Source organism: Phyllobacterium sophorae (genome assembly GCF_003010965.1).
GTDB lineage: Bacteria > Pseudomonadota > Alphaproteobacteria > Rhizobiales > Rhizobiaceae > Phyllobacterium > Phyllobacterium sophorae.
In genome coordinates this window covers 1-23104 of the sequence record NZ_PGGM01000013.1, presented here as the reverse complement: position 1 = coordinate 23104, position 23104 = coordinate 1, and the positions used below count along the sequence as shown (strand labels likewise).

Here is a 23104-nt window from a genome sequence, read left to right as displayed (position 1 = left end):
TTAAATCCAGCCGCCGCCATAGGTGCGGTAGAAGATGTGCTGGCCGATCTTGTCGATGCGCTTCATCGTATGCGCCCAGTTGGCCCGGACATAAACCGCATGGTAATGCGTGGCCGAACCGATTTCGGGCAGGAAAATGCGCCCTGATGTGACAGCCATGGCAACTTCCTGCGCGACTTTCCATTGCTTGGGTTCGGTTACATTCAGCTTCCGGCCTTCGCAGGCAAAGGAAAACTGGCAGCGGTTGATCCAGTCGTTGTTCTGATAGACGACCTTGCAAATGGTCTTCGGATATGCCGGATTGCGGACACGATTGAGAATGACCTGCGCGACCGCAGCCTGTCCCTTGATGCTCTCGCTCCGCGCCTCGAAATAAATGCCTGTTGCCAGGCATTTCTGTTCTTCCCTGGTAAAGACAATCGCGGGCAATGGCGTTGCCAGCCAGTCATGATCACCTTTGCCCAGCTGTGGAATGAACCGGCCCGGCTGTTTTGGTTCGTTCAGGATAGTGTCGAACGGCGACGTCTTGGAGTAATCCGGGGCGGCCGGCGCATAACCCAGCGCCAGAACGTCGGGCTGGTCGTTATTGATCAAACTCGCCAACATTGGCGGGACGTCGTCGGTCGTTTTCACGGGCGCGCGATTGTGGAAGGCGAGTGCAATCTGGATTTCCTTACCGGCAATCTTCGGCTTGGCAAATGCCATCTCGACCTCGACGCCATGGGTCGGCCGGATCAGCATGCTGGAACGCTGCAGGATCGAGCCGGCGCTGAAGGCCTTGGGCGGAGCCTTCTTGCTTATCGAGACAATGCGGCCCTGTTTTTCCGCGCGGTTGATGCGGTCTTCATCTGGCGTCGCATCCGGCGATTTCTGCGAACCGTTGATGGCGATAGAGCCGATGCCGGGGGCCGCAATGCCGCTGGCAGGCACGCCCGAGGTGATCGCCTTCTCGTCGACGAACGACATATTGGCTTTCTGGATCGATCCGGCGGGGGATTTTTCGAGATAGGAGGTCCAGCGGCCCTGGCCCGATTCGGAACCCGACAAAAGGCTGGCCATATCCTGGTAGGCGGTGACAGTGGGCGAAAACAGAAAGATTGCCGCACCCGTGAGAGCAATCGCGCTTTTCTTCGAACCACGGACTTGCTCTCGACGCAATTCCCGACGGAAAACCGCCTGGCACTTTTCCTGGAATTGCCTTAGCGGCCCCATATACTGCCGAATTGTCCGATTCTTCAGCCGGGAGCCCGATGCCCGCAAAAACTCAGAGAAACGCACGCCGATACCCCACTCACAACCGAACAATTCTGGTCGTAAAAATGAAGCATTAACCTTGATGGAGAGTTAACGGCGTCCGGAGAAGTTTAACGGAGCGATGCCAACTTACCTCCCCTTGCGGGGTGGCCGCACCGCCTGACCAATTCTCCTAGCGCTTCTTCTTGGCACGTCCCGCAAAGGGATTGTCGGAGGTGCGCAGCACGAGGCGGATCGGCACGCCGGGCATGTCGAACGTCTCGCGCAGACCATTGGAAAGATAGCGCACATAGGACGTCGGAAAAGCTTCGGGACGCGAGCAGGAGATGACGAAGCCCGGCGGGCGGGTCTTGACCTGCGTGATGTATTTGATCTTGAGGCGGCGGCCGGCAACAGCGGGTGGCGGATGGTGCGTCGTCACGCCTTCCATCCAGCGATTCAACCGGCCAGTGGAAATGCGGCGGTTCCAGATCTCGTCAGTAGTAGCGACAGCGGCCATGAGCTTGTCGATGCCCTGGTTTCTTTCGCCAGAAATCGGCACGGCCCGGATGCCGCGTATCTGCGGCAGCAGCCGCTCGGTCTTTTCGCGCAGATCGGCCAGCACCATCTGCCGATTTTCGACGAGGTCCCATTTGTTGAAGGCGATGATCGGAGCACGGCCTTCGCGAATGATCAGATCGGCAATCTGCAGATCCTGCTTCTCGAAGGGGATCGTGGCATCGAGCACGATGATGACCACTTCGGCAAAGCGGATGGCACGCAAGGCGTCGCCGACGGACAGCTTTTCCAGCTTGCCCTGAACGCGCGACTTTCGGCGCAGACCGGCCGTGTCGAAGAGCTTGATCTTGCGGCCATTCCATTCCCAATCGACAGAGATGGAATCGCGGGTGATGCCGGCTTCCGGCCCCGTCAGCAGACGGTCCTCCCCCACCATCGTATTGACCAGCGTCGATTTGCCGGCGTTCGGGCGGCCGACAATGGCGATGCGCAGCGGCTTTGACGAATCATAGGCCGGGACTTCCTCGGCATCCGGATCATCGATATCGTCGCCGATGAGATCATCCATGGAACGGGGCGTTGCCGGAATGGTGACGGCGACGGTATCGTCCGCATCAGGCTTTACGTGTTCATCGGGAAAGACGCGTTCCTCGCCCATGATTTCCACGATCGCATCGCGCAGATCGGGAAACCCCTGCCCATGCTCCGCAGAGATCGGACATGGTTCGCCGAGACCAAGCGCATAGGAATCATACATGCCGGATTCGGCGCCGCGTGCTTCGGCCTTGTTGGCCACGAGAATGACCGGCTTGCCCGAGCGGCGAACCAGGTCGGCGAAGGTCACGTCGGTCGGGGTGATACCCGCCTTGGCATCGACGAGGAAGAGGATGAGATCGGCCTCGCCGATTGCCAGTTCCGTCTGGGCGCGCATACGGCCTTCAAGAGATTCGCTGTCAACCTCCTCCAGACCCGCAGTATCGATGACATCGAACTTGAGGTCATAAAGTTTGGCGGCATTGACGCGGCGATCGCGGGTCACGCCCGGAAGGTCATCCACAAGGGCAATCTTGCGACCGACGAGCCGGTTGAACAGCGTGGACTTACCGACATTCGGACGGCCGATAATCGCGAGAGTAAAGCTCATCGGCTCAAAATTCCTATTCTGTTCAGCCAGCAGCCGCAGCGGGGGCGGCGCCGGTGCTCTTCAGCATATCGAGCATGGTGTCGGCAAACTGGCGAATATTGGCCGGCGCCGTCTGATCGTCGGAAATCTGCTGGAACAGCTTGGCTGCGTCTGCACCGCGGCCTGCCTTCCATGCGGCAAGGCCAAGCGCTTCGCGAGCGGAATGCCGCATCGGATTGCTATCGGAGGACAACGCCTCAACCCGGCTGGCCACATCATCGTAGGAGCCGGTGTCGACAAGGATAAGGGCAGCACGAAGCTTGGCAAGATCGCGGATGGCTTGCGGAATCGAAGTATCCGCGGACACTTTGTCGAAAGCGGCGACTGCGCCGGCCAGATCACCCTTCTGAGCGATGACACCTGCCGCCCGCATGCGGGCCAGCACCGGATAGGCGCCGTAGCCATCCTTTTCAAGCTGGTCGAGTGTCTTCAGCGCTTCGTCATTCTTACCGTCGCGGACGAGATTGAGCGCGGCGAGAAACTGGTCACCCGACTGCGACGCCTGCTTTTCCGTCCAATATTCGTAGAAGGCGAAGACGGCGGTGCCGACAACGATGGCGACCACGGCGCCGATGAGCAGCGAGCTGTAACGGGTCCAGATCGCCTTCACCTTGTCGGAACGCAGTTCCTCATTTACCTCACGGAAAAAGCCGTCGTCAGTCATGATGCCTCTTGGGATGGCTTGCGCCATCGGATCAATTGATAAAACGCGGCGCAGCTGGAGCCGCCCCGCGCAATGGAGTTCAGGCGCTTTTAGTCGGAAAACTTACAGGATGGTAGCCCTAAGTGAAAATTAGCACCCGGATACCGTTTGATTTCTCGCTTACATCGGCGAGACGCCGATCAAAAGAACGTGCAATTTCCACACGAAGAGTGCGTAGAGCACCAGGCCGACGACAATCGCGATGATGTCGTTGGAGACCGGGCCAGCAACGATATAGGGCGCCGCGAGGCCCGCCCGCTCCTGCCGCTTGATGGCGATGCGGTCGACGACGGCCCATGCCAGGAAGGATAGAAACAGGATGAGCGAGGCAAGGTCGCCATTGGCAAGGAGATGCGCCAATGCCCAGGTCTTGATGGCGATCAGCATTGGATGCTTGAGCGCCGGTTTCATCTTGCCGGGCTTGGCAATGAAGACGCCGAGGAAGATGAAGGCGAACAGCATCAGCAGTTCGGTGATGTGTTTCATCCACGCCGGTGGCTCGTAAATGATCGGCGCGTCAACGCGGGCCATGCCGTAACCCCAGACGAGGAGCACAAAACCGATCAGCGATATCAGCGAATAGAAGCCTTTCCATCTGCCCTCGCCCCATTCAGCTATCTTGGCGAGGCGCCACTCCGGCGCGACGATGCGCACCGAGTGTACTCCAAGAAAAACGATGATCCCAAGAATCAGTACCAGCATGACCGCTCTCCTCGAATGATGGCGCAGACTATAGCGAGACTGGAATAGTTCCAAGCTGATCGCTTGCGGTGGATCGCCGCGTCCGATCATCGCCACAATTGCCCTGTAGCGACATCGCTTCCCTCCCGGAGCCGCGTCTCAATCATCATGCGTTCGATATGCACCGTTCTCGCTACATCCCTCGCTTTCTCCCTGTCCGTTCCCGCCTTGGCAAACAGCGGCGCGGAGCTGCGTGGCTCTATCGACGCCAAGCCGCAATATGTGCTGATCTCGTTCGATAATTCCGGCAGCAACGCGCTTTGGGATCGAAGCCGGTCGCTGGCCGAGCGTTCCAATGCGAAGTTCACCTATTTTCTCTCGTGTGTGTTCCTGATCGACCATGGCGACCGCAAGAGCTATCAGGCACCGGGGGAGGCGCCGGGCCGCTCGAATATCGGCTTTGCCGTATCGAAAGAGGATATCGCCAAGCGGCTGGACAACATCTGGCGCGCCCGCAACGAGGGCAACGAGATCGCCAGCCATGCCTGCGGCCATTTCGATGGCAAGACCTGGACCAAGGCGGACTGGAAGCGCGAACTGACCACCTACAAGGACGTATTGCGGGACGCCTGGAGCAGATATGGCAGCGATCCCGAGCCCGAAGGCTGGAAGAGTTTCGTGGACAGGGAAATACGCGGCTTCCGCGCACCCTACCTTTCAGAGAGTCCCGCGCTGATCGCCGCTCTCAGGGACATGGGCTACGTCTTTGACGGGAGCGGCGTTTCAAAAGGCCCTGCCCTGCCCGTCTACGCCAATGGCGTCTATCAATTCGGATTGCCGACCATCAATGAAGGTCCGCAAAACCGGCCGGTCATCGCCATGGACTACAATCTGTTCGTTCGCCATTCCGGCGGCTTCGAGCGTACCGATCATCTGAATGAATTCGAGAATCGCGCCTACGATGCATTCAAGGGTGCGTTTGACCGGCAATACCAGGGCAAGCGCATTCCATTCCAGATCGGCCTGCATTTCACCCTGATGAATGGCGATGCCTATTGGCGGGCGCTGGAACGCTTTACCACCGAAGTCTGTACCAAGCCGGATGTGCGCTGCACGACCTATAGCGCGTATTTGAAGGAAACGGGCGCCGCGATTCCTGTCGCCGGCGCGGACTTCAAGCAACCGGTAACGAGCGGCGGCATGTAACCGCCACTCGTTTTCTCGAATATCAAACCTCTTCAGATTGCGTCCGCAGATAACGCTGGTCGATCTCCGGCAAGGGTTCGTCGTAGATCACTGCCTCGAATGCCCGAAGGCGCTTGTAGATGGACAACAGCTCGACGATCGTTGACCACGAGGTGACAAGATACTGGAACGAATTGCTGACCTGACCAAACGCCGTCGCAATCTGCTGCCAGAGACCCAGTGTAATCTTGCCGGTGACAATCGTGGGAATGAGCATGACGTTGAGGAAGATCGCGTCAGCCTGTCCGTATAATCCTCTGGCGACGTTGAAATAAGTGTAGTGAAAATACAGTCGAAAATAGTTGCGGCGGACATTCCGGAACAATTCGGTAACAGTGAGTGGCTGCGCCCTCTTCTCGTCGTCCTCACCAAATACGAGTTCCTTGCGATAGGCGGCCTCGACGCGCTGGTTCTTGAACTCCAGACCGGGCAATTTGATACCGACCACAGCGAGAAGAATGGTGCCCAGCAGCGACCAGCCGATTGCAAGAACAACCAGCGAATAAGGTATTTGTCCAATTATCGGCAACGACGTTATGTGAAGAGAGAGTTGGGCCAACAATGGCAAGAAGGCGATCAGAGTCATCGCCGCCTGAATCAGATTGACGCCAAGACTTTCAACGGTTGTGGAAAATCGCATCGTATCTTCTTGAACGCGCTGAGACGCTCCCTCGATATGGCGCAAGCGGCTCCAGTGATCCATGTAGTATTCGTTCATGGCGGAGCGCCATCGGAAGACGTAGTGGCTGATAAAATAGTTGGAGAAGACGAACAACATTATACTGAGGAAGCCGATTCCGGCGAACAGCCACTGCATCCAATACAATTCTGATGCCGCGACAGAATTGGGTGTCGTTATGGCTTTTTGAAACAGATCGAAGAATGGACCACGCCAGGTATTCAACGCAATATTCAGCTGCACGTCGAAATAGGTAGTGAAAATGATCAGCGCAGAACCCCAGATGGACCACATCTGCCATCGATGCGGCGCATACCACATCCAGAAGGCGGCAAATATCCCGACACATACACCGAAATATATGTAGAGCCAGATAAACGCTTTTGTCGCAAAAACCGAAACACCGACAATTGGTGGAGCATTCGGATCTGCTGGCGGCAGGCCAATATAAGCTCCTAACTGTTCACCGGCGTAAAGCCAGAATAGGACAGCAGCTAGCGACCAAAGCACCGCTGAAATAAAGAAGAGCTTTGGCTTGGGGAAAAATGAGACAAACACGGTGGTAGGTTCCTCGAGTGAAAAGTCCAGCAATGCAAACTTGCACGGAATTGAACTTAACGCACGAATAGGGCAAAGCATGAACCGCAGCAATTAAATTGCTGTAATCTTCAGAGACCCCTCGAAAAACCGCACCAGCTGACCTCATCAGGTTGAATTCTCAAACTGTCTCACGCTCTCCCTGGCGTCTTGCCGCAAACGCGAAAAGCGCCGCCACGACGAGACCCGCCGCGGCAACCAGCGTGGCGGAAGTGAAGTTGCCGGTAATATTGGCGAGGTAGCCGGCGATCAGCGGCCCAATGATCTGGCCGATCCCAAATGCCGCTGTCATCACCGCCATGACCCGGCGCTGCGAATGCGGCAGAAGGACACGCCCGGCCTGAAACCCGAAGGCCGTGATGACGATGAAGGTCAGCCCGAGGAGAACGCCGCCAAGCAAGGGGCCAACGGGCGACGGCAGAACCACACTTGCCGCAACGCCGACGGCCTGGACCGCGCAACCGAGTGCCAGGGCGACGAAGGGACCGACCCGGCGGAGCAATGGCGTCCACAACCAGACGGAGATGGCGCCGGAAACACCGGTCAGCAGCCACACCAGCGCTTCCATCCACGCGCCGCCATGACTGGAACGGACAATGGCGATAATGAATGTGGCGGTAATTATGTAGCCAAAGCCGAAGATGCCATAGGCGATGTTGATTTTGACGAAGGCGGGCGTCCAGACGATGGGCGGCTCCGATACAGCGGAGCCATTGCGGGCCGGGCCCTGGCGGATCAGCATCAATACAGCCAGCAGGCCCAACAGCGAAAGAATTGCCGCGCCGATCCAGTCTTCGCGCCAGCCGAAGCCATTGGCGGAACTGAAGGCGACGAGCAGCGAGGAAATGGCTATGCCGGTGCCGACGCCGCCGAAATGCAGGGCCTGCAAGTCCTGACGGTTGGCCGCGGCCAGGTGGCTGAAAACAATCGTCGCGGTGAACACCAGCATGAAGGCACTGGCCATGCCGGCAAAAAACCTGACAATCGAGAACATGACGACGCCGTCACTGATGCTCATGGCAAAGCACAGGGCAGCGCTCAGCGCGAGTGAAAGATAGACCAACGGCCGCTCGATTCCCGAGGCCCAGCCAAAGCCGGCAACGATGGCGCCGAGAAGATAACCGACATAATTGGCCGAGGCGATAATGCCCGCATCAGCTGGCGTAAGGCCAAGTTCACTCATCATGCCAGGCAGAATCGGGGTGAAGATAAACCGGCCTATGCCCATGCCGATGGCCATTGCCACGAGACCGCCGAGGGCGAAGCGGACCGGAGAGGATGCGGGTGGATTCATGCGCGGGACATTATCGCCGCGCCGTGCTGTGACAAACCAATTAATTTGATCGTCTGATTACTTTGAGTGATCGGTTATGGCGCTGCAGGGATGTGATGCACGGCCGGAGCCATCGATACGGCATCTGGCGGTCAATGCGCGGCTTTACGCGCCCTGATCACGTAGCGATGTTGAACCGCCCTTGCCCATCCCTTGAACAAGCTGAAATTGCTGGCCTGAGCACGGTGGATCGCACGCATGTTCGTATCGATCGTGATATCGACAAAACCGGTGCGGCGTAGCAGATCCGCCACTGCTTCGGCACGCGCGCCTTGCGAGAAATATACGCGCGAAAGGATGCTGCGGTGCGTCTCCAAAAGTTCATAGGAGGATCTGGCCGGTTCGCCGCTCGCAAGTCCGAAGCGCTGGCAAAATCCCGACAACCGGACAATCAGCTGCTCCAGCCGGTTTGAATTGACGAAATCGCCATCAACGATAAGTAATGTGCCCCCGGGATTGAGCACACGCAGCCATTCGCTGAAAGCCGCCTCCGGGTCTACCAGCGTCCAGACCAGATGCCGGTTGATGATGACATCGTAATGGTTGGATGGTTCCATGGTGTTCTCGGCGTCACCGAGGCGAAAGGTAATCTTTCGTCCCCGCGCCTTCGCCTTGGCACGGGCAAGCTCAAGCATTGGCTCGGCCCAATCAATCCCCGTCACGCTGAAGCCGAGATCATCCATCAGGTGCGATACGACGCCCGTGCCGCTGGCGAGATCAAGCGCGGGACGCCCCTTGCCCTCCCCCAAATGCCTGAGGATGAGTTTATGCCATGCGTCGCGCTCCGCCTCGGAGAAAATCTCATGTCCTGGCGACTGATCAAAAGCCGCCGCGCGCTCGGACCAATAGGCTTTGATTTCGTCGCGAAGATTAAAGTTCGATCCGTCAGCTAGGCTGTCCATCGTGGCTATCCCATGAATTGACTTGGAAGCGTTCTAAAAGATAAATGTTGACTGATAAAGTCATCAAATAATAGAACGCACCAGCTTTTCCACTGGAGTTACGAAGAATGCGGTTGTTTGACAAGGCAGCTTTAGCCGCCATGGGTCTATGCGTTTTCTTTTCCGCCAACGCGTTCGCCGAAAAGATTACCATCAAGGATGTGACCGGGCGCGATGTCGAAATAAATGCACCTGTCGAGCATGTGATTCTTGGCGAGGGCCGCCAGATTTATTTCGCCGCCGTGCTCGACCGGGATGAACCGTTCAAGCGTATCGTCGGCTGGCGCGACGATTTGCCGAAGGCAGATCCGGAGAGTTACGCGGCCTATCTGGCGAAATATCCCGGCATCGCCAAGCTGCCGACCTTTGGCGGCATGAAGGATGGAACGTTCGACGTGGAACAGGCGGTGGCGCTGAAGCCGGACGTCATCATCATGAATGTCGATGCAAAGACCGCGACGGAAGAAGCTGGTTACATCGAAAAACTCGGCAAGGTTGGTATTCCGCTGGTCTACGTCGACTTCCGCGAGAAGCCGATGGAAAACACCGAGCCGAGCATGCGCATCATTGGCAAACTTTTCGGCAAGGAAGACAAGGCCGAGGAGTTCATCAAGTTCCGCGCCGACAGCATCGCCAAGGTCACTGACGTTCTTGCCAGGAAGAATCCGGCAAAGCCGCTCGTCTTCATTGAGCGGGCAGGTGGTTATTCCGATGATTGCTGCATGTCGTTCGGCAATGAGAATTTCGGCAAGATGGTCGAATTCGCCGGCGGCACCAATATGGCGAAGGATATCATTCCCGGTACATTCGGCACGGTGAATCCGGAACAGATCATCGCGTCCAATCCAGATCAGATCATCATTACCGGCGGCAACTGGCAGGGCTATGTGCCCGGCGGCAATTGGGTCGGTGTCGGCTACGGCGCCGATGAGACGGAAGCGCTGCGCAAGCTGGAAAATCTGACGAAGCGCCCGGCCTTTACCGGCGTCAAAGCCGTCCGGGACGGCAATGTCCACGCAATCTGGCACCAGTTCTACAACAATCCCTATCAGTTTGTCGCCATTCAGGAAATTGCCAAGTGGCTGCATCCGGATCTGTTCAAGGATCTCGATCCCGAAGCAACATTCAAGGAGTTGCACGAGCGCTTCCTGCCGCTTCCCTATAAGAGTGGCTATTTCGTATCGCTGCGCGCCGACGGCTAGTTGACCTTCAAATTTTTCTCTAACGGGGTTTTCAAATGATGATTTTGAACAAAGCCATTTTGATGCTTACCGTGGCTTTGCTCCTGGCGGCAACGCCGGCCGTCGCTGAAAAGGCAACCATTACCGACGTCACGGGGCGCCAGGTGGAACTTGAACTTCCAGCCAAGCGCGTCCTTATTGGCGAGGCGCGGCAGATTCACGTGATCGCCGCGCTGAAGGGCGAGCACCTGTTCGATACGATCGTTGGCTGGCGCGATGACATGATCAAGAAGGATCCTGATTCCTACGAGGCTTACCGCGAGCGCTTTCCCGCACTCGAGAGCCTGCCGCAGACAGGCTACATACCCAGCGGGACCTTCAGCCTTGAGGCCGCCATCGCCCTCAACCCGGATGTTCTCACGCTCAATCTCGAAGCGCAAAAATCGGCACAGGAATCCGGCATCGAGGAAAAGGCCGCAGCAGCAGGCATTGCAATCGTTTACCTCGATTTCCGGGTTGATCCGGCGAAGAACAGCGAAAAGAGTATCGAACTGCTTGGCAGCATCTTCGGAGAGAAGGCGAAGGCAGAGGAATTCATCGCCTATCGCCGCGCCCAGATTGCACTTGTCACCGAACGTCTCGCCAAAGCGGGTAATGTTGTGCGCCCCAAGGTCTTCATCGAACGCTCCCCTGGAATCTCCGGCGACAATGTCTGCTGCAGAACCTTCGGGCCGGCCAATTTCGGTGAAATGGTGGAGCTTGCGGGTGGCCACAACATTGCCACCGATGTGATCAGCACCACCTTTGGCGATCTCAATCCCGAGCAGATCATCGTAAGCAATCCGGACCATGTCATTGTTACGGGCGCCAACTGGGCGGCGGAATCCGACATCGACCAGTTTGTCCATGTGGGCCGCGGCGCTGACCCGGCAAATGCCCGCAGCAAGCTCCACGACTTGATGGAACGTCCGGCGTTTTCCAGCCTCACCGTGGTCAAGAATGGCAACGTGCACGCCGCCTGGCACCAGTTTTACGGCGTTCCCTATGAGTTCATACCTATCCAGCAATTTGCCAAGTGGTTCCACCCCGATCTGTTTGCTGATCTCGATCCGGATAAGACGTTCCGGGAATTTCACGAGCGCTTTTTGCCAATAGCCTACCGCCCGGGATATTTTGTTTCTCTTCCGGAAGGCAGCGAATGATGGTCGCTGACGTGGACAAAATGGCAGGTATCGAAGGGCACGGCCGCTACCGTGCCCTTGTCTTGCGCCGGATACTCCTCATCGCCGGGTTGTGCATTGCGCTGTTCCTTTCGGTGGCTATCGACATGGCGCTTGGTCCGGCGAATTATGCCCTTGCCGATGTGCTGAAAGCCCTGTTTCAACCGGGTACCGTCAGCGATCAGCTCCGCGTGGTGATCTGGGATATCCGCATGCCGATTGCACTGATGGCGGTGACGGTCGGCGCTTCTCTTTCGGTGGCGGGCGCGCAGATGCAGACCATTCTCGCCAACCCGCTGGCCAGTCCATTTACCCTGGGCATTTCCGCAGCGGCAGGCTTCGGCGCGGCGCTTGCACTTGTTGGCGGGATCGCGGTTTTTCCTGTCGCAACGCAGTTCATGGTGCCCATCAACGCCTTCCTCATGGCGATGCTGGCGGCGCTCTTCATCCATTTTGCCTCCACCATGCGCGGGGTGACAGTTGAGACAATCGTCCTGCTCGGCATCGCCCTGGTCTTTACGTTCAACGCACTGCTGTCACTGCTTGAATATCTTGCCTCCGAACAGGCACTTGCCGCCGTCGTCTTCTGGACCATGGGGAGCCTCACCAAAGCGACTTGGCCGAAGGTCTGGGTCACTGCTGCCGTCTTGATTGTCACCGTTCCGTTGTTTGCCCGCCGCGCCTGGGCTTTGACGGCCCTGCGGCTCGGCGAAGACAAGGCGGCCAGTTTTGGCATCAATGTCCGCCGCCTGCGGCTTGAGACCATGCTGACCGTGAGCCTTCTTGCCGCCATTCCCGTTTCATTCGTTGGCACGATCGGCTTCGTCGGTCTCGTCGGTCCGCATATTGCACGCATGCTGGTCGGCGAGGATCAACGCTTCTTCCTGCCCGCGTCGGTTATCTGCGGCGCACTGCTCCTGTCGACCACCTCTGTCGTCAGCAAGACGCTTATTCCGGGCGCGGTCCTTCCCATTGGCGTCATAACGGCGCTGGTCGGCGTACCATTCTTCTTCGCCCTCATTTTCACACACCGGAGGCGCTCATGGTAAGCTTGGCGCTGGAAAATATCGGAGCCAAATATGGCAAGCATACGGTGCTGTCCGATGTGAACACGGGATTGCTGGCCGGCGGTGGCATGACCGCTGTCATCGGGCCCAACGCTGCAGGAAAATCCACCCTGTTCAAGCGCATTGCGGGTCTGGCCGCAGGACCGGGCATCGTCCATCTGTCCGACACGGTCAAAGGTGCGGAAACCATCTGCTACATGCCGCAGGATACGGGCGCTAACGCGGTGCTTACCGTTTATGAATCCATTCTGCTCGCATCCAAGCAGGGTTCGGGCTGGAAGGTCCATGATAGCGAGCTGCAGGATATCGACCGGATCCTCGGGGCGCTCAGGATCGATGACCTGGCCTTCCGCAGTCTCGGCGAACTCTCCGGGGGCCAGCGGCAGCTTGTATCCATCGCCCAGGCACTGGTCCGGAAGCCTGAAATTCTGCTAATGGACGAGCCGACATCCGCTCTGGACCTTTTCCGCCAGATTGAGGTTCTCAGCTTCATGAAGAGCCTCTCGTCGCGGTCGAACATGGCGGTGATGATTGCACTGCATGATCTCAACCATGCGTTGCGCTACTGCGACAATACGATCGTCATTGCCAATGGGAAAATGATTGCCAGCGGGCCGACCGGCGAAGTGATCACGCAGGATCTGCTGCGTGACATTTATCGCGTTGATGCCCGGATCGAAAACTGCTCCCAAGGGCGGCCAGTCGTCATCGTCGACGGCTCGCTTGTCTAGGCTCCAGTATCTGGTCAGTAGCTCGCGTCAAGAAAGGGCTTGCCGAGCAACTCCAGATCGACGTCGATACCAAGACCCGGACCATCGGGAATGCCCATTCGGCTGCCAATAACAGGCGGCGCATTTCTGGCGGTGCGGACCGTGACCCATTCATGGAAGGCAATGGCGTGCAGCCGCCGTTCCTCGGGCGTCGATAGCGAGAGATGTGCCATGGCGGCCGTGTCCACCTCCGCCCCGCCCGTATCCTCAACGGTGACCATGAAACCAAGATCGACCGCAAGATCGCGGATCTGGCGGGTCTTCGTCACGCCGCCCAGACGGGAGATCTTCAGGGTCAGCCCGTCTGCAGCTCCTCTGCGGTGAATGTCCAGCATCTCCTCGAGCGATGTGACGGACTCGTCCAGCACCATCGGTTTGTCGAGGGAACGCCGGACCGAAAGACAATCATCTATGGATACGCAGGGCTGCTCCATCGTGTAATCGATTTCACGCGTGGCATCGACGAACTGCCGCGCCTGATAGGCGGACCATCCGGCGTTGGCATCGCAGAAGATCACCGTGCCTTTGGGAACCGACGCCGCAACCGCCGCAACCCGTTCAATATCGTCGTGAACGATGCCACCCACCTTGACCTGCAGGCGATGAAAGCCCTCCGAGACTATTTGTTTTGCATTGGCCGCCATCGTCTCGACCGGACCATGTGTAACGACCCTGTAAAGATCTGCCATATCGCTTTCCCGGCCGCCGAACATTGTCACAAGCGGAACGCCTGCCGCACGCGCGGTCAGATCCGAGCAAGCCATGTCGAGTGCCGACTTGATATAGGGGTGCCCCTTGAACACGGTGTCCATCAGCCTGTTGAGCCGGGTCAGCGCGCGCGGATCTTGCCCGAGAAGGTGAGGTGCGATTTCGGCGACACCGGCCTGAGCTCCTGCCGCAAAGGCGGCGGAATAGAAATTGCCGAGCGGTGCCATCTCGCCCCACCCGGTCAGCCCGGTGTTGGAGGTGACTGACACGATGACCGCGTCGAACCCATCGGCGCCACGCCCCTTCGACATGTTGTAGCGACCCTCAACGAATGGCTGCATGAGGCGGTAGGCTTTTATGGTCTCGATATGCACGATGGACAATCCCAAGGCTGGAGAACAGAAACGGTGTCGAAGCGGGCTCACGCTGCGACTGGTTCGAAAATTCGGAAATGGCCCCGGCCACTTAGTGCTGCGCCGCCATTCAGCCTGACTGCAGCCTTCAGAGAACGAGCCTGAACAAGGCGAAGCCCTCCGAGCCTTCGCCGGCATCCTCGATCCTGACGCTCTTCACATCGGCAAGAAACTGCCTTGCCTTCGGGCCGCTCTCAAAAATCGCCGTCGTGCCCGGCAAAGGCTTGAAGGTCCAGTTGCTGTCGGCGGATGGATTGACGGTACCTGCCTCGACGATATAGCGCACGATAACATCGCGGTTCGTATCCGGCGCTACGAAGACCACCTTGTCGGACGCTATCTCCGGGAACTTGCCGCCACCGCCGGCGCGGTAATTGTTAGTGACAACCACGAATTTCTGTGCCGAATCAATTGGCTTGCCCTCAAATTGCAGATTCTGGATACGATTTGCCTCGTGATTGATGACCTGTCCGTCATTATCAAACCTGCGCGGCTGCGAGAGATCGATCTGGTAAGTGACGCCGTCGATGATATCAAAATTGTAAGACGGAAAATCTTTATTCAGGAGAGCAGCATCCTTGGCGCCTGCTTCCATGTGATTGAACATGCCCGCCGACATTTCCAGCCAGTTTCTTACCTGCTCACCGGTGATGACGACCGCCTGTACCGTGTTGGGATAGAGGTAGAGATCAGCGACATTCTTGATGGCGATATCGCCTGCAGGAACGTCAGTATAGTAATCCGCCCCGCCCCGGCCGCCGGCTTTGAAGGGCGCCGCCGCGGAAAGCACCGGGAGGTCCTTGTGCTCGGTATCCTTCAGCATGTCCTTGATGTACCAGGTTTGCGCCTGGGATACGATTTGCACGGAAGGATCATCGGCAACGAGTGCGAAATAGGAATATAGCGGCGCGGATGTTTTGCCGACCGGCGTGCGGACATAGGTCAATGTTGCCTCATGCTCGGCTTTGGCGGCTTCGATCACTTCCGGCTTGTCGGCAACATCGGCGACGACCTTCTTCTTGTCATCGCGGTGATAGATCGGACGGGCTTCCGCCGTGAAATCGGCGATCTTCCAGCTATTGCCGTCCTTCTCCAGCAACAGGTCGATAAGGCCGAGATGCGATCCCCAGAATCCGGCCATGACCGCGGGCTTGCCGGCGAGAGTGCCCTTCACCGGATCGGTATTGGCGATGCCGTCCCAGCTCTTCGGACCGGGGAAGACCAGATGCTGGTGACCGGTGAAGATCGCATCGATACCTTCGACACCTGCGAGATAGAGCGAGGCATTTTCCATGCGCTCCAACGGGGCGGCTCCGTCGATGCCGGAATGAGACAGCGCTATGACAATATCGGCGCCCTCCTCCTTCATGGCCGGGACCCACGCTTTGGCAGCTTCGACGATATCGCGGGTCTGAGCCTTGCCCTCAAGGTTCTTGATATCCCACAGCATGATCTGCGGCGGAACAAAACCGATAAAGCCGACCTTGACCGGGCTTTCCGCGCCTGCGCCGTCCTTGATCAGTGTTTCGATGATGACATAGGGTTTGAAAAAGAGAGCGTCCTGCTTCGGATCCGAAGCGAGCTGGCCCTTCGTCAGATTGGCGCAGACATACGGAAAATTCGATCCACCGACCACTTTGAACATGTAGTCGAGGCCATAATTGAACTCGTGATTGCCGAGCGTGCCGACATCGTAACCGAGCACATTCATCGCCTTGATGACGGGGTGGACGTCGCCCTCCTTCATGCCGTGCTGATAGGCCATGTAATCGCCCATCGGATTGCCCTGCAGGAAGTCGCCATTATCGATGAGCAGTGAGTTCGTGGCCTCGGCGCGGATGGAATCAATGATCGCAGCCGTGCGGGCGAGACCCATCGTATCGTTCGGCTTGTCGGCATAATAGTCATAGGGGAAAACATTGACGTGAATGTCCGTCGTTTCCATCAACCGTAAATGGGCCTGGTTGGCCGCCGCGCGCGCGGAAAACGGATGCAACAGCACAAGCGCCGATGCGGCCGCCATGCCACTGAGCAAGGAGCGGCGCGAAATCGGGTGCAAATGGAAATTGGAAGACATGGAACACTCCTTCGGGAAACTCGGCATTGCTCAACCCGCGGCAGACTATGACGATTTTGCGAGCCGCGCATCCGTAAAATGACCAGCGCGAAACATGCGGCCAATTGTGATATGCACCCCGTCATTCCAGCACGCCGCACGCGGTGATAGTATCCTCCACTAGGGTTGGTCGCGCTCAATGGAGGCTGCGATGGAAGCTAAAGAGCAGGCTATGCTGGTTCGTATCCATGGCAGGGTACAGGGTGTCAGTTTTCGCGTCTGGACCCGCATGGAAGCCGAAAAGCTTGGGCTTGGCGGCTGGGTTCGCAATGAGGATGACGGGACCGTACGCGCCCTCATCGCAGGACCCGAGCCAGCTATCTCAAAGATGCTGGAGAGATTCTGGCAGGGACCTCCTGGAGCCTCGGTTGCCAACGTCACGTTTGAAAACGTTGACGTTTCCGAGGGCACCGGCACGTTCAGGATCACCACTAGCTAGGTCCAGGCAGAGGAACGTCCCCATGCGCAGATTAATGCTTCTCAGGCATGCCAAATCCGACTGGCCCGACGGCGTCGAGGATCATGAGCGCCCGCTGGCGGAGCGGGGCCGCAGGATGAGCCCGCTGATGGGGAGATTCATGGTGGAAAAAGGGCTATTGCCTGATCTTGCCATGGTCTCGACGGCGCGACGTGCCATGGAGACCTGGAAACTGGTGCATGCCGCTCTTGGGCAGGATATCGTGCATAAGGACGAGCCGCGCATTTACGAGGCCCGGGCGCAGGCGATCCTCGATACTGTCAAGCAAACGCCAGATCGTATTCACGCATTGCTGCTCGTCGGACACAATCCGGGACTTCAGGACCTCGCCCTCCAACTCATTGGAAAGGGACGCGAACCCGATCTTTCGCGGCTGCAGCGAAAATACCCGACCGCAGGGCTCGTTGTAATCGACTTCGATGTCAAACACTGGCGCGAAATATCCGGCGGCCTCGGCCGGCTTGAACGATTCGACACGCCGAATTCCATAGGTCACCGCTGACCCGGAGCGCCTTCAATCAGCGGCCAGAGCGCCCGCCTGCGGACAGGCTCAATTTCATGTGGCGGTTAACATCCTTGTAAAGGAGATAACGGAATTTGCCTGGACCGCCAGCGTAGCAAGCTTGCGGACAGAACGCCCGCAGCCACATGAAATCGCCGGCCTCCACTTCAACCCAGTCCTGATTGAGGCGGTAAACTGCCTTACCTTCGAGCACATACAGCCCGTGCTCCATTACGTGCGTTTCCGCAAACGGGATCACTGCGCCCGGTTCGAACGTAACGATTGTCACATGCATGTCATGGCGTAAGTCAGCGGGATCGACAAATCGCGTTGTCGCCCACTTCCCGTCGGTGCCAGGCATTGCTGTCGGCGTGATATTGGCTTCATCGGCGAAGAAGGCTTCGGGTACGCCAATACCGTCCACGAATTCGTACGCCTTGCGTATCCAATGGAAACGCACCGGCCTGTCACCCTCATTGCGGACCGTCCACTTGCTCGATGGAGGAATGAAAGCGAAGCCGCCGGGTTGCATGACATGTTTCTGGTCGTCAACAACAACGCTCAACTGACCTTCAAGCACAAACAAGACGCCTTCCGCGCCAGCGTCGGGCTCCGGTTTGTCGCTGCCGCCCCCCGGTGCGACTTCCATGATGTATTGCGAGAAAGTCTCTGCGAAACCAGACAGCGGACGGGAGAGTACCCAAAGCCTGGTATTGTCCCAGAATGGCAGGTAGCTGGTGACGATGTCCATCATCACCCCCCTTGGGATGATGGCATAGGCTTCGGTGAACACCGCGCGATCGGTCAAGAGTTGCGTCTGTGCGGGTGCACCGCCGCGAGGTGCAAAGTATGTTCGTCCAGCCATTTCCAGTTCCTTTAGAGGGGTGATATTCTCGCCTCGGCAAAGTGATATTCTCTGCCAACTGGCAGAGAGTTTTTTGTCACCGCGCCTTACTCAATAATCAAAGAATGGCGAATTCATTCCCCTCGAAAATTTTGAAAGTCTTGTGCGATTATGCCATTTCCACTTGGTCAATGCGGAGGAATGCCGAATGGACCCGACCGGCATCGCCCAATAGCCTCATTCCCACTCGATCGTGCCGGGCGGCTTTGACGTGACATCATAGACAACGCGATTTATGCCCTTGACCTCATTGATGATACGCGTGGCCGCCTGACCGAGGAAACTCATGTCGTAGTGGTAGAAATCGGCAGTCATGCCGTCGACCGACGTAACGGCGCGCAGGGCGCAAACGAATTCGTAGGTGCGGCCATCGCCCATGACGCCAACGGTCTGCACCGGCAGCAGCACGGCGAAGGCCTGCCAAATGACATCGTAAAGGCCAGCCTTGCGAATCTCGTCGAGATAGACCGCATCAGCCTCGCGCAGGATCTCCAGTTTTGCGCGGGTGATACCGCCAGGGCAGCGAATGGCAAGACCGGGACCAGGGAAGGGATGGCGGCCGATGAAATGATCCGGCAGGCCAAGCTCCTTGCCGAGCACACGAACCTCATCCTTGAAGAGTTCGCGCAGCGGCTCGACCAGCTTCATGTTCATGCGATCCGGCAGGCCGCCGACATTGTGGTGCGACTTGATCGTCACCGAAGGACCGCCTGTGAAGGACACGCTTTCGATGACGTCGGGATAGAGGGTCCCTTGCGCAAGGAAGTCAGCGCCGCCAAGTTTTTTGGCTTCTTCTTCAAAGACTTCGATGAAGAGCCTGCCAATCGTCTTACGCTTCTTTTCCGGGTCGGATTCGCCTTCGAGCGCGCTGATAAAGCGCTCCGATGCGTCCACAAGAATGAGCGGCAGATTGTAATGTTCGCGGAACATGGCGACGACGTCTGCCGCCTCGTTCTTGCGCATCAGGCCATGGTCGACAAGGATGCAGGTCAGCTGGTCGCCGACCGCCTCGTGGATGAGCAATGCCGCGACGGACGAATCGACGCCGCCGGACAGCGCACAGATCACCTTCTTGTCGCCGACCTGCTTGCGGATAGCATCGACCGCGTGTTCGCGGTACGCATGCATGGTCCAGTCGCCCTTGATGCCGGCGATGCGGTGGACGAAATTCTCAAGGAGTTTCGCGCCGTCTGGCGTATGCACAACTTCCGGGTGGAATTGCACGGCGTAGTATTTCCTGGCTTCGTTGGCGATCGCCGCAAAGGGCGCGCCTGTCGATGTGCCAACAACCTTGAAGCCATCGGGTATTTCGACAACGCGGTCGCCGTGGCTCATCCACACCTGGTGGCGTGTTCCCTTGGCCCAGACGCCTTCAAACAGCGCGCATTCTTCCTGAATGTCGAGGAAAGCGCGACCGAATTCGCGGTGATGCCCGCCCTCCACCTTGCCTCCGAGCTGGGCGCACATCGTCTGTTCGCCGTAGCAGATGCCGAGAACCGGGATATTGGCTTCGAAGATTTGCTGCGGCGCGCGCGGACTGCCGATATCGACCGTGGAATGTGGACTGCCGGAAAGGATGACCGCCTTCGGATTGATGCGGCGGAAAGCTTCATCTGCGGATTGAAAGGGAACGATCTCGGAATAGACACCGGCTTCGCGCACGCGTCGCGCAATCAGCTGCGTTACCTGGCTGCCGAAATCGACAATGAGGACTGTATCGGGATGAGTGGGTGTGTTCATGGCGGGCCTTTAAAGCAATTGTCGAGTCGGCGCAATGGGTTACCGCAAGTGACTGAAAAACTGATTCCGTTTGTTCACAAGGCGGGTGAAGCCATTGCGAATTTGATTCAGAAGACGGCGGTAGGGATCACAGAATCAACACCCTGTCCGCAATTGCCGAGCCCATAGCCTCAACGGCCAGTGCCAGCTTTTCATCGATCACGTGCAGATACTCCGTCCAGTCGCTGACATGGCGCAATTCCTCCGATCCGTCAGAAATGCCGCGCAGACCAATGAGCGGAATTTCGAAACGCTGGCAGGCGCGCAACACAGCGAAGGTTTCCATCTCGACCATATCGGCTTCGATCGTGTCATAGGCCCCGCCGGAAACGATATTGGCGCCGGTTGACAGCGACGCTTCCTTTACGCCCGGAATGCGGTGGCGTAGCGGGACTGTTACTGGCAGGTCGAGGAAGGGCGTTGCCCCTTTCTTGAAGCCAAGCGGCGATGCGTCCATGTCGCGGTAGGAGACACAGGTCGCCTGATAGATTTCCGCCTGTTCCAGAGTGCGCGACCCGGCAGAGCCCAGCGACACGACAAGATCTGGCAGAGATTGGTTGGCGGCCAGACTGGCCAACGTCGCCGAGACACTGACAGCAGCCTCCACCGGGCCAACGCCGGTGATCAGCGGCGTGAACAGACGCTGCAGATGCGGACCATATTCCGCATCGACAGCCATGGCAAAAAGAACTTTTTTGCCGGCAACCGGCGTCAAATAAGCGAGCATATCAACCTGCATTGAGGGTCCAGAGTGACGCATTGAGTAGTGTCGCGAAGGCCACCCAGAGAAGATAGGGCACAAACAGCAGTGCCGATACCCGCTCGGAATTCCAGGTCACGCTGATGAAGCCAACGATCGCGACAAGCAATAGGACGATGACGGCCAGCGCGAGGCCCATCTTCTGGAACCCGAAGAAGGCGGGTGACCAGAGGAAATTCAGTACAAGCTGCGCCCACCAGAATTGTTGGGGTGCTGTCAATTCCCGGTCCCAGACTCGCCAACCGGCAATGGCGATGAGGATATAGAGCACGGTCCAGACGGGGGCGAAAATCCAGTTCGGCGGATTGAACGAAGGCTTGACGAGACCGGCGTACCATTCGCCCGGGAGGGTGAGATATCCTATGGTAAGTCCGCCGCCCACAACCAATACAAGAAACAATAGAAGCGCCTGGGAACGGGACATGTGACCTCTCTCACGCGAAGGATACGGTCACATTTGTAGCTTTATTTTTCCCGTCTGAGAACTGAAATGAAGAAGCCATCAGTGGATGTGGACAAGGGTGAAAGAATGGCTGTTCCATCCTTGAACAGGGGTTGCAATCCGGTCTTTGCAGGTACAGCCTGATCCCAGAGCGGTTGCGTATCGAGGACGCTGTATTCGGGGTTGCCTTCAAGGAAAGCCGCAACCTGGTTGCCATTCTCCGGCGCGAACAGCGAGCAAGTAATATAGACCAGGCGTCCGCCGGCCTTCACATAGGTCTTGGCCGCATCCAGCACCTCGCGCTGTTCCACCTCGCGGCGTTCCAGCTGCTGGTCGCTCAGGCGCCACTTGGCATCGGGCCTGCGCCGCCATGTACCGGAACCCGTGCAAGGTGCATCGACGAGAACCAGATCCATCTGGCCCTCCAAAGGGGCAAGATCGCCAACATTGGCGTGGGCCTGGGCGTTGCGCACCCCTGCGCGCTTCAGCCGATCGAAGATCGGCGCCAGCCGGGCGCGTTCGGCATCATAGGCATGGATCTGGCCCTTGTTGCCCATCTCCGCAGCGAGAGCCAGAGTTTTGCCTCCAGCCCCGGCGCAATAGTCGAGCACCTGTTCGCCAGCCTTGGCGTTGCTGAGTTTTGCAGCGAGTTGTGAACCCAGATCCTGGACTTCGAACAGCCCACGCTGGAAGGCCGGCTCTGCCTGGACGTTGGGATGACGGCCCATGGCGCGCAGCGGCGGCACGCGCACTGCGGTTTCCAATAAAGGCGCGGGATTGGCACCCGCACGGGCGAGCTCCTTCAGCACTTTCTCGCGATCAGCCTTCAGCGTGTTGACGCGAAGGTCGACGGGCGGCCGGTCGCTAAGCGCAGCGGCTTCCTCCACCCAGTTGTCGTTAAAGATGGCCTGGAAATGCGGTACGCACCATTCCGGCACATCGGCGCGGACATGGTCGGGTGCAGAAGCGAGGTCGCGGGATTGCCATGCGGCCATACGCCCGGCCTCCAGCGGTTCGGGGGCAAACTTGTCGCCATCGAGCGCGGTGCCGACCTCGTCAATGTTGAGTTCCGCATCGGAAAGCAAAACGCCAAAGGCGATATGCCGCGCGGCGTCACTGTCCATGCGCCAGCCCAGCGATAGTTTCCGCCTGAGGGCATCATAGACGATATTGCCAATGACAGCGCGGTCCCCGGCACCGGCAAAGCGGTGTGACAACCCCCAGTCCTTCAAAGCGTCGGAGGCCGGCCGCTTGCGGTTTTCAATATCGTCCAGAACTTCGATTGCCGCCTGCAGGCGTCCACCAAGTCGCATGTGCATTCCTTTGTTTTTCTTTGAGTGTCGCATACATGGCTGCGGCAGTAAAAGAAAGCCGGAGCATGGAGCCCCGGCTTTCCTATTTTTCATTTCAGACAGTTTGAGCGCTGATCGGCAGCTGCAGTTGCCGGAAACAGGCGGGTAATTGCTTGTCTTATGACTGTCCGCGCTTCTTGTGAGAGAAAGAAGCGCCGGAGAGGGCTGCCACCTCGTCCGGCGATGGGGGATGGATCGTGGATGTGCAGGCCGTCTGAAGGGCCGAGCTAGAGTGTGATCGCCCCCATCTTTTCCAATCGTCCTGAACGGATACCCAGGGTCTCGCCCTGGATGACAA

The 23104-nt window shown here is 58.0% G+C and carries 21 protein-coding genes; 7 read left to right on the top strand and 14 right to left on the bottom strand.

Annotation, left to right across the window (positions count from 1 at the left end; genetic code table 11):
• From CU103_RS22965 to CU103_RS22950, 4 genes are all read right to left on the bottom strand, one after another.
• Positions 1 to 1278, bottom strand: a complete 1278-nt coding sequence (locus tag CU103_RS22965; protein ID WP_245448958.1) for a cell wall hydrolase — start codon at positions 1276 to 1278, stop codon at positions 1 to 3.
• 148 nt (positions 1279 to 1426) lie between these two features.
• Positions 1427 to 2896, bottom strand: coding sequence for a ribosome biogenesis GTPase Der (gene der, locus CU103_RS22960; protein WP_106666365.1), 1470 nt, complete (start codon positions 2894 to 2896; stop codon positions 1427 to 1429).
• Between the two features lie 22 nt (positions 2897 to 2918).
• On the bottom strand, positions 2919 to 3599 hold the full coding sequence (locus CU103_RS22955) for a tetratricopeptide repeat protein (protein WP_106666518.1): 681 nt from the start codon (positions 3597 to 3599) through the stop codon (positions 2919 to 2921).
• A 159-nt stretch (positions 3600 to 3758) separates the two neighbouring features.
• Positions 3759 to 4340, bottom strand: a complete 582-nt coding sequence (locus CU103_RS22950; RefSeq protein ID WP_106666364.1) for an NnrU family protein — start codon at positions 4338 to 4340, stop codon at positions 3759 to 3761.
• Positions 4341 to 4487: 147 nt separating this feature from the next.
• Between CU103_RS22950 and CU103_RS22945 the strand changes: the two genes are divergently transcribed.
• Positions 4488 to 5525 carry a polysaccharide deacetylase family protein gene (locus CU103_RS22945; RefSeq protein ID WP_106666363.1) on the top strand — a complete coding sequence of 346 codons (1038 nt, stop codon included), beginning with the start codon at positions 4488 to 4490 and terminating at the stop codon, positions 5523 to 5525.
• 22 nt (positions 5526 to 5547) lie between these two features.
• Here CU103_RS22945 and sbmA read toward each other — a convergent pair whose 3' ends face one another.
• From sbmA to CU103_RS22930, 3 genes are all read right to left on the bottom strand, one after another.
• A complete protein-coding gene (gene sbmA / locus CU103_RS22940; RefSeq protein WP_106666517.1) occupies positions 5548 to 6801 on the bottom strand; it encodes a peptide antibiotic transporter SbmA in 1254 nt (417 codons plus the stop codon).
• Positions 6802 to 6961: 160 nt separating this feature from the next.
• A complete protein-coding gene (locus CU103_RS22935; RefSeq protein WP_106666362.1) occupies positions 6962 to 8134 on the bottom strand; it encodes a YbfB/YjiJ family MFS transporter in 1173 nt (390 codons plus the stop codon).
• A 131-nt stretch (positions 8135 to 8265) separates the two neighbouring features.
• Positions 8266 to 9075 (bottom strand): class I SAM-dependent methyltransferase, encoded by an 810-nt coding sequence (locus CU103_RS22930; RefSeq protein ID WP_106666361.1) that lies wholly within the window; start codon positions 9073 to 9075, stop codon positions 8266 to 8268.
• A 107-nt stretch (positions 9076 to 9182) separates the two neighbouring features.
• Here CU103_RS22930 and CU103_RS22925 point away from each other — a divergent pair, with 107 nt between their 5' ends.
• The 4 genes from CU103_RS22925 to CU103_RS22910 are packed head-to-tail and all read left to right on the top strand — an operon-like array spanning position 9183 to position 13313.
• A complete protein-coding gene (locus CU103_RS22925; RefSeq protein ID WP_106666360.1) occupies positions 9183 to 10316 on the top strand; it encodes an ABC transporter substrate-binding protein in 1134 nt (377 codons plus the stop codon).
• Positions 10317 to 10354: 38 nt separating this feature from the next.
• Complete coding sequence (locus tag CU103_RS22920) at positions 10355 to 11497, top strand: ABC transporter substrate-binding protein (protein WP_106666516.1); 1143 nt, start codon at positions 10355 to 10357, stop codon at positions 11495 to 11497.
• Entirely contained in the window at positions 11494 to 12564 is a 1071-nt protein-coding gene (locus CU103_RS22915) for a FecCD family ABC transporter permease (RefSeq protein WP_106666359.1), read from the top strand. Before CU103_RS22920 ends, CU103_RS22915 begins: the two co-directional genes overlap by 4 nt.
• Positions 12558 to 13313: an ABC transporter ATP-binding protein gene (locus CU103_RS22910; protein ID WP_106666358.1), complete on the top strand. Its 756-nt coding sequence runs from the start codon at positions 12558 to 12560 to the stop codon at positions 13311 to 13313. The genes CU103_RS22915 and CU103_RS22910 overlap by 7 nt, the downstream gene beginning before the upstream one ends.
• A 14-nt stretch (positions 13314 to 13327) precedes the next feature.
• Here CU103_RS22910 and CU103_RS22905 read toward each other — a convergent pair whose 3' ends face one another.
• A complete protein-coding gene (locus tag CU103_RS22905; RefSeq protein ID WP_106666515.1) occupies positions 13328 to 14434 on the bottom strand; it encodes a mandelate racemase/muconate lactonizing enzyme family protein in 1107 nt (368 codons plus the stop codon).
• Between the two features lie 127 nt (positions 14435 to 14561).
• On the bottom strand, positions 14562 to 16550 hold the full coding sequence (locus tag CU103_RS22900) for a bifunctional 2',3'-cyclic-nucleotide 2'-phosphodiesterase/3'-nucleotidase (protein ID WP_106666357.1): 1989 nt from the start codon (positions 16548 to 16550) through the stop codon (positions 14562 to 14564).
• A 190-nt stretch (positions 16551 to 16740) separates the two neighbouring features.
• On the opposite strand from CU103_RS22900, the gene CU103_RS22895 reads away from it, so the two are divergent.
• Both CU103_RS22895 and CU103_RS22890 read left to right on the top strand, forming a co-directional pair.
• Positions 16741 to 17028, top strand: a complete 288-nt coding sequence (locus CU103_RS22895; protein WP_106666356.1) for an acylphosphatase — start codon at positions 16741 to 16743, stop codon at positions 17026 to 17028.
• Positions 17029 to 17050: 22 nt separating this feature from the next.
• Positions 17051 to 17569, top strand: a complete 519-nt coding sequence (locus CU103_RS22890) for a SixA phosphatase family protein (RefSeq protein ID WP_106666355.1) — start codon at positions 17051 to 17053, stop codon at positions 17567 to 17569.
• A gap of 16 nt (positions 17570 to 17585) precedes the next feature.
• Here CU103_RS22890 and CU103_RS22885 read toward each other — a convergent pair whose 3' ends face one another.
• The 5 genes from CU103_RS22885 to CU103_RS22865 form a co-directional block, all read right to left on the bottom strand.
• Entirely contained in the window at positions 17586 to 18434 is an 849-nt protein-coding gene (locus tag CU103_RS22885) for a bifunctional allantoicase/(S)-ureidoglycine aminohydrolase (RefSeq protein ID WP_106666354.1), read from the bottom strand.
• Between the two features lie 216 nt (positions 18435 to 18650).
• Positions 18651 to 20213 (bottom strand): glutamine-hydrolyzing GMP synthase, encoded by a 1563-nt coding sequence (gene guaA / locus CU103_RS22880; protein ID WP_106666353.1) that lies wholly within the window; start codon positions 20211 to 20213, stop codon positions 18651 to 18653.
• 127 nt (positions 20214 to 20340) lie between these two features.
• The gene (locus CU103_RS22875) at positions 20341 to 20979 is read right to left on the bottom strand and encodes a 5'-methylthioadenosine/S-adenosylhomocysteine nucleosidase (protein WP_106666352.1); all 639 of its coding nucleotides are present in this window, start codon (positions 20977 to 20979) and stop codon (positions 20341 to 20343) included.
• A gap of 1 nt (position 20980) precedes the next feature.
• Positions 20981 to 21436, bottom strand: a complete 456-nt coding sequence (locus tag CU103_RS22870; protein WP_106666351.1) for a TspO/MBR family protein — start codon at positions 21434 to 21436, stop codon at positions 20981 to 20983.
• A gap of 41 nt (positions 21437 to 21477) precedes the next feature.
• Complete coding sequence (locus CU103_RS22865; protein ID WP_106666350.1) at positions 21478 to 22767, bottom strand: RsmB/NOP family class I SAM-dependent RNA methyltransferase; 1290 nt, start codon at positions 22765 to 22767, stop codon at positions 21478 to 21480.
• Between the last annotated feature and the right edge of the window lie 337 nt (positions 22768 to 23104).

Excerpts from the sequence above, each read along its gene's own strand:
- der (WP_106666365.1), bottom strand. The coding sequence starts at position 2,896 with ATGAGCTTTACTCTCGCGATTATCGGCCGTCCGAATGTCGGTAAGTCC.
- CU103_RS22955 (WP_106666518.1), bottom strand. The coding sequence starts at position 3,599 with ATGACTGACGACGGCTTTTTCCGTGAGGTAAATGAGGAACTGCGTTCC.
- CU103_RS22950 (WP_106666364.1), bottom strand. The coding sequence starts at position 4,340 with ATGCTGGTACTGATTCTTGGGATCATCGTTTTTCTTGGAGTACACTCG.
- CU103_RS22945 (WP_106666363.1), top strand. The coding sequence starts at position 4,488 with ATGCGTTCGATATGCACCGTTCTCGCTACATCCCTCGCTTTCTCCCTG.
- CU103_RS22935 (WP_106666362.1), bottom strand. The coding sequence starts at position 8,134 with ATGAATCCACCCGCATCCTCTCCGGTCCGCTTCGCCCTCGGCGGTCTC.
- CU103_RS22930 (WP_106666361.1), bottom strand. The coding sequence starts at position 9,075 with ATGGACAGCCTAGCTGACGGATCGAACTTTAATCTTCGCGACGAAATC.
- CU103_RS22925 (WP_106666360.1), top strand. The coding sequence starts at position 9,183 with ATGCGGTTGTTTGACAAGGCAGCTTTAGCCGCCATGGGTCTATGCGTT.
- CU103_RS22920 (WP_106666516.1), top strand. The coding sequence starts at position 10,355 with ATGATTTTGAACAAAGCCATTTTGATGCTTACCGTGGCTTTGCTCCTG.
- CU103_RS22915 (WP_106666359.1), top strand. The coding sequence starts at position 11,494 with ATGATGGTCGCTGACGTGGACAAAATGGCAGGTATCGAAGGGCACGGC.
- CU103_RS22910 (WP_106666358.1), top strand. The coding sequence starts at position 12,558 with ATGGTAAGCTTGGCGCTGGAAAATATCGGAGCCAAATATGGCAAGCAT.
- CU103_RS22900 (WP_106666357.1), bottom strand. The coding sequence starts at position 16,550 with ATGTCTTCCAATTTCCATTTGCACCCGATTTCGCGCCGCTCCTTGCTC.
- CU103_RS22895 (WP_106666356.1), top strand. The coding sequence starts at position 16,741 with ATGGAAGCTAAAGAGCAGGCTATGCTGGTTCGTATCCATGGCAGGGTA.
- CU103_RS22890 (WP_106666355.1), top strand. The coding sequence starts at position 17,051 with ATGCGCAGATTAATGCTTCTCAGGCATGCCAAATCCGACTGGCCCGAC.
- CU103_RS22885 (WP_106666354.1), bottom strand. The coding sequence starts at position 18,434 with ATGGCTGGACGAACATACTTTGCACCTCGCGGCGGTGCACCCGCACAG.
- guaA (WP_106666353.1), bottom strand. The coding sequence starts at position 20,213 with ATGAACACACCCACTCATCCCGATACAGTCCTCATTGTCGATTTCGGC.
- CU103_RS22875 (WP_106666352.1), bottom strand. The coding sequence starts at position 20,979 with ATGCTCGCTTATTTGACGCCGGTTGCCGGCAAAAAAGTTCTTTTTGCC.
- CU103_RS22870 (WP_106666351.1), bottom strand. The coding sequence starts at position 21,436 with ATGTCCCGTTCCCAGGCGCTTCTATTGTTTCTTGTATTGGTTGTGGGC.
- CU103_RS22865 (WP_106666350.1), bottom strand. The coding sequence starts at position 22,767 with ATGCGACTTGGTGGACGCCTGCAGGCGGCAATCGAAGTTCTGGACGAT.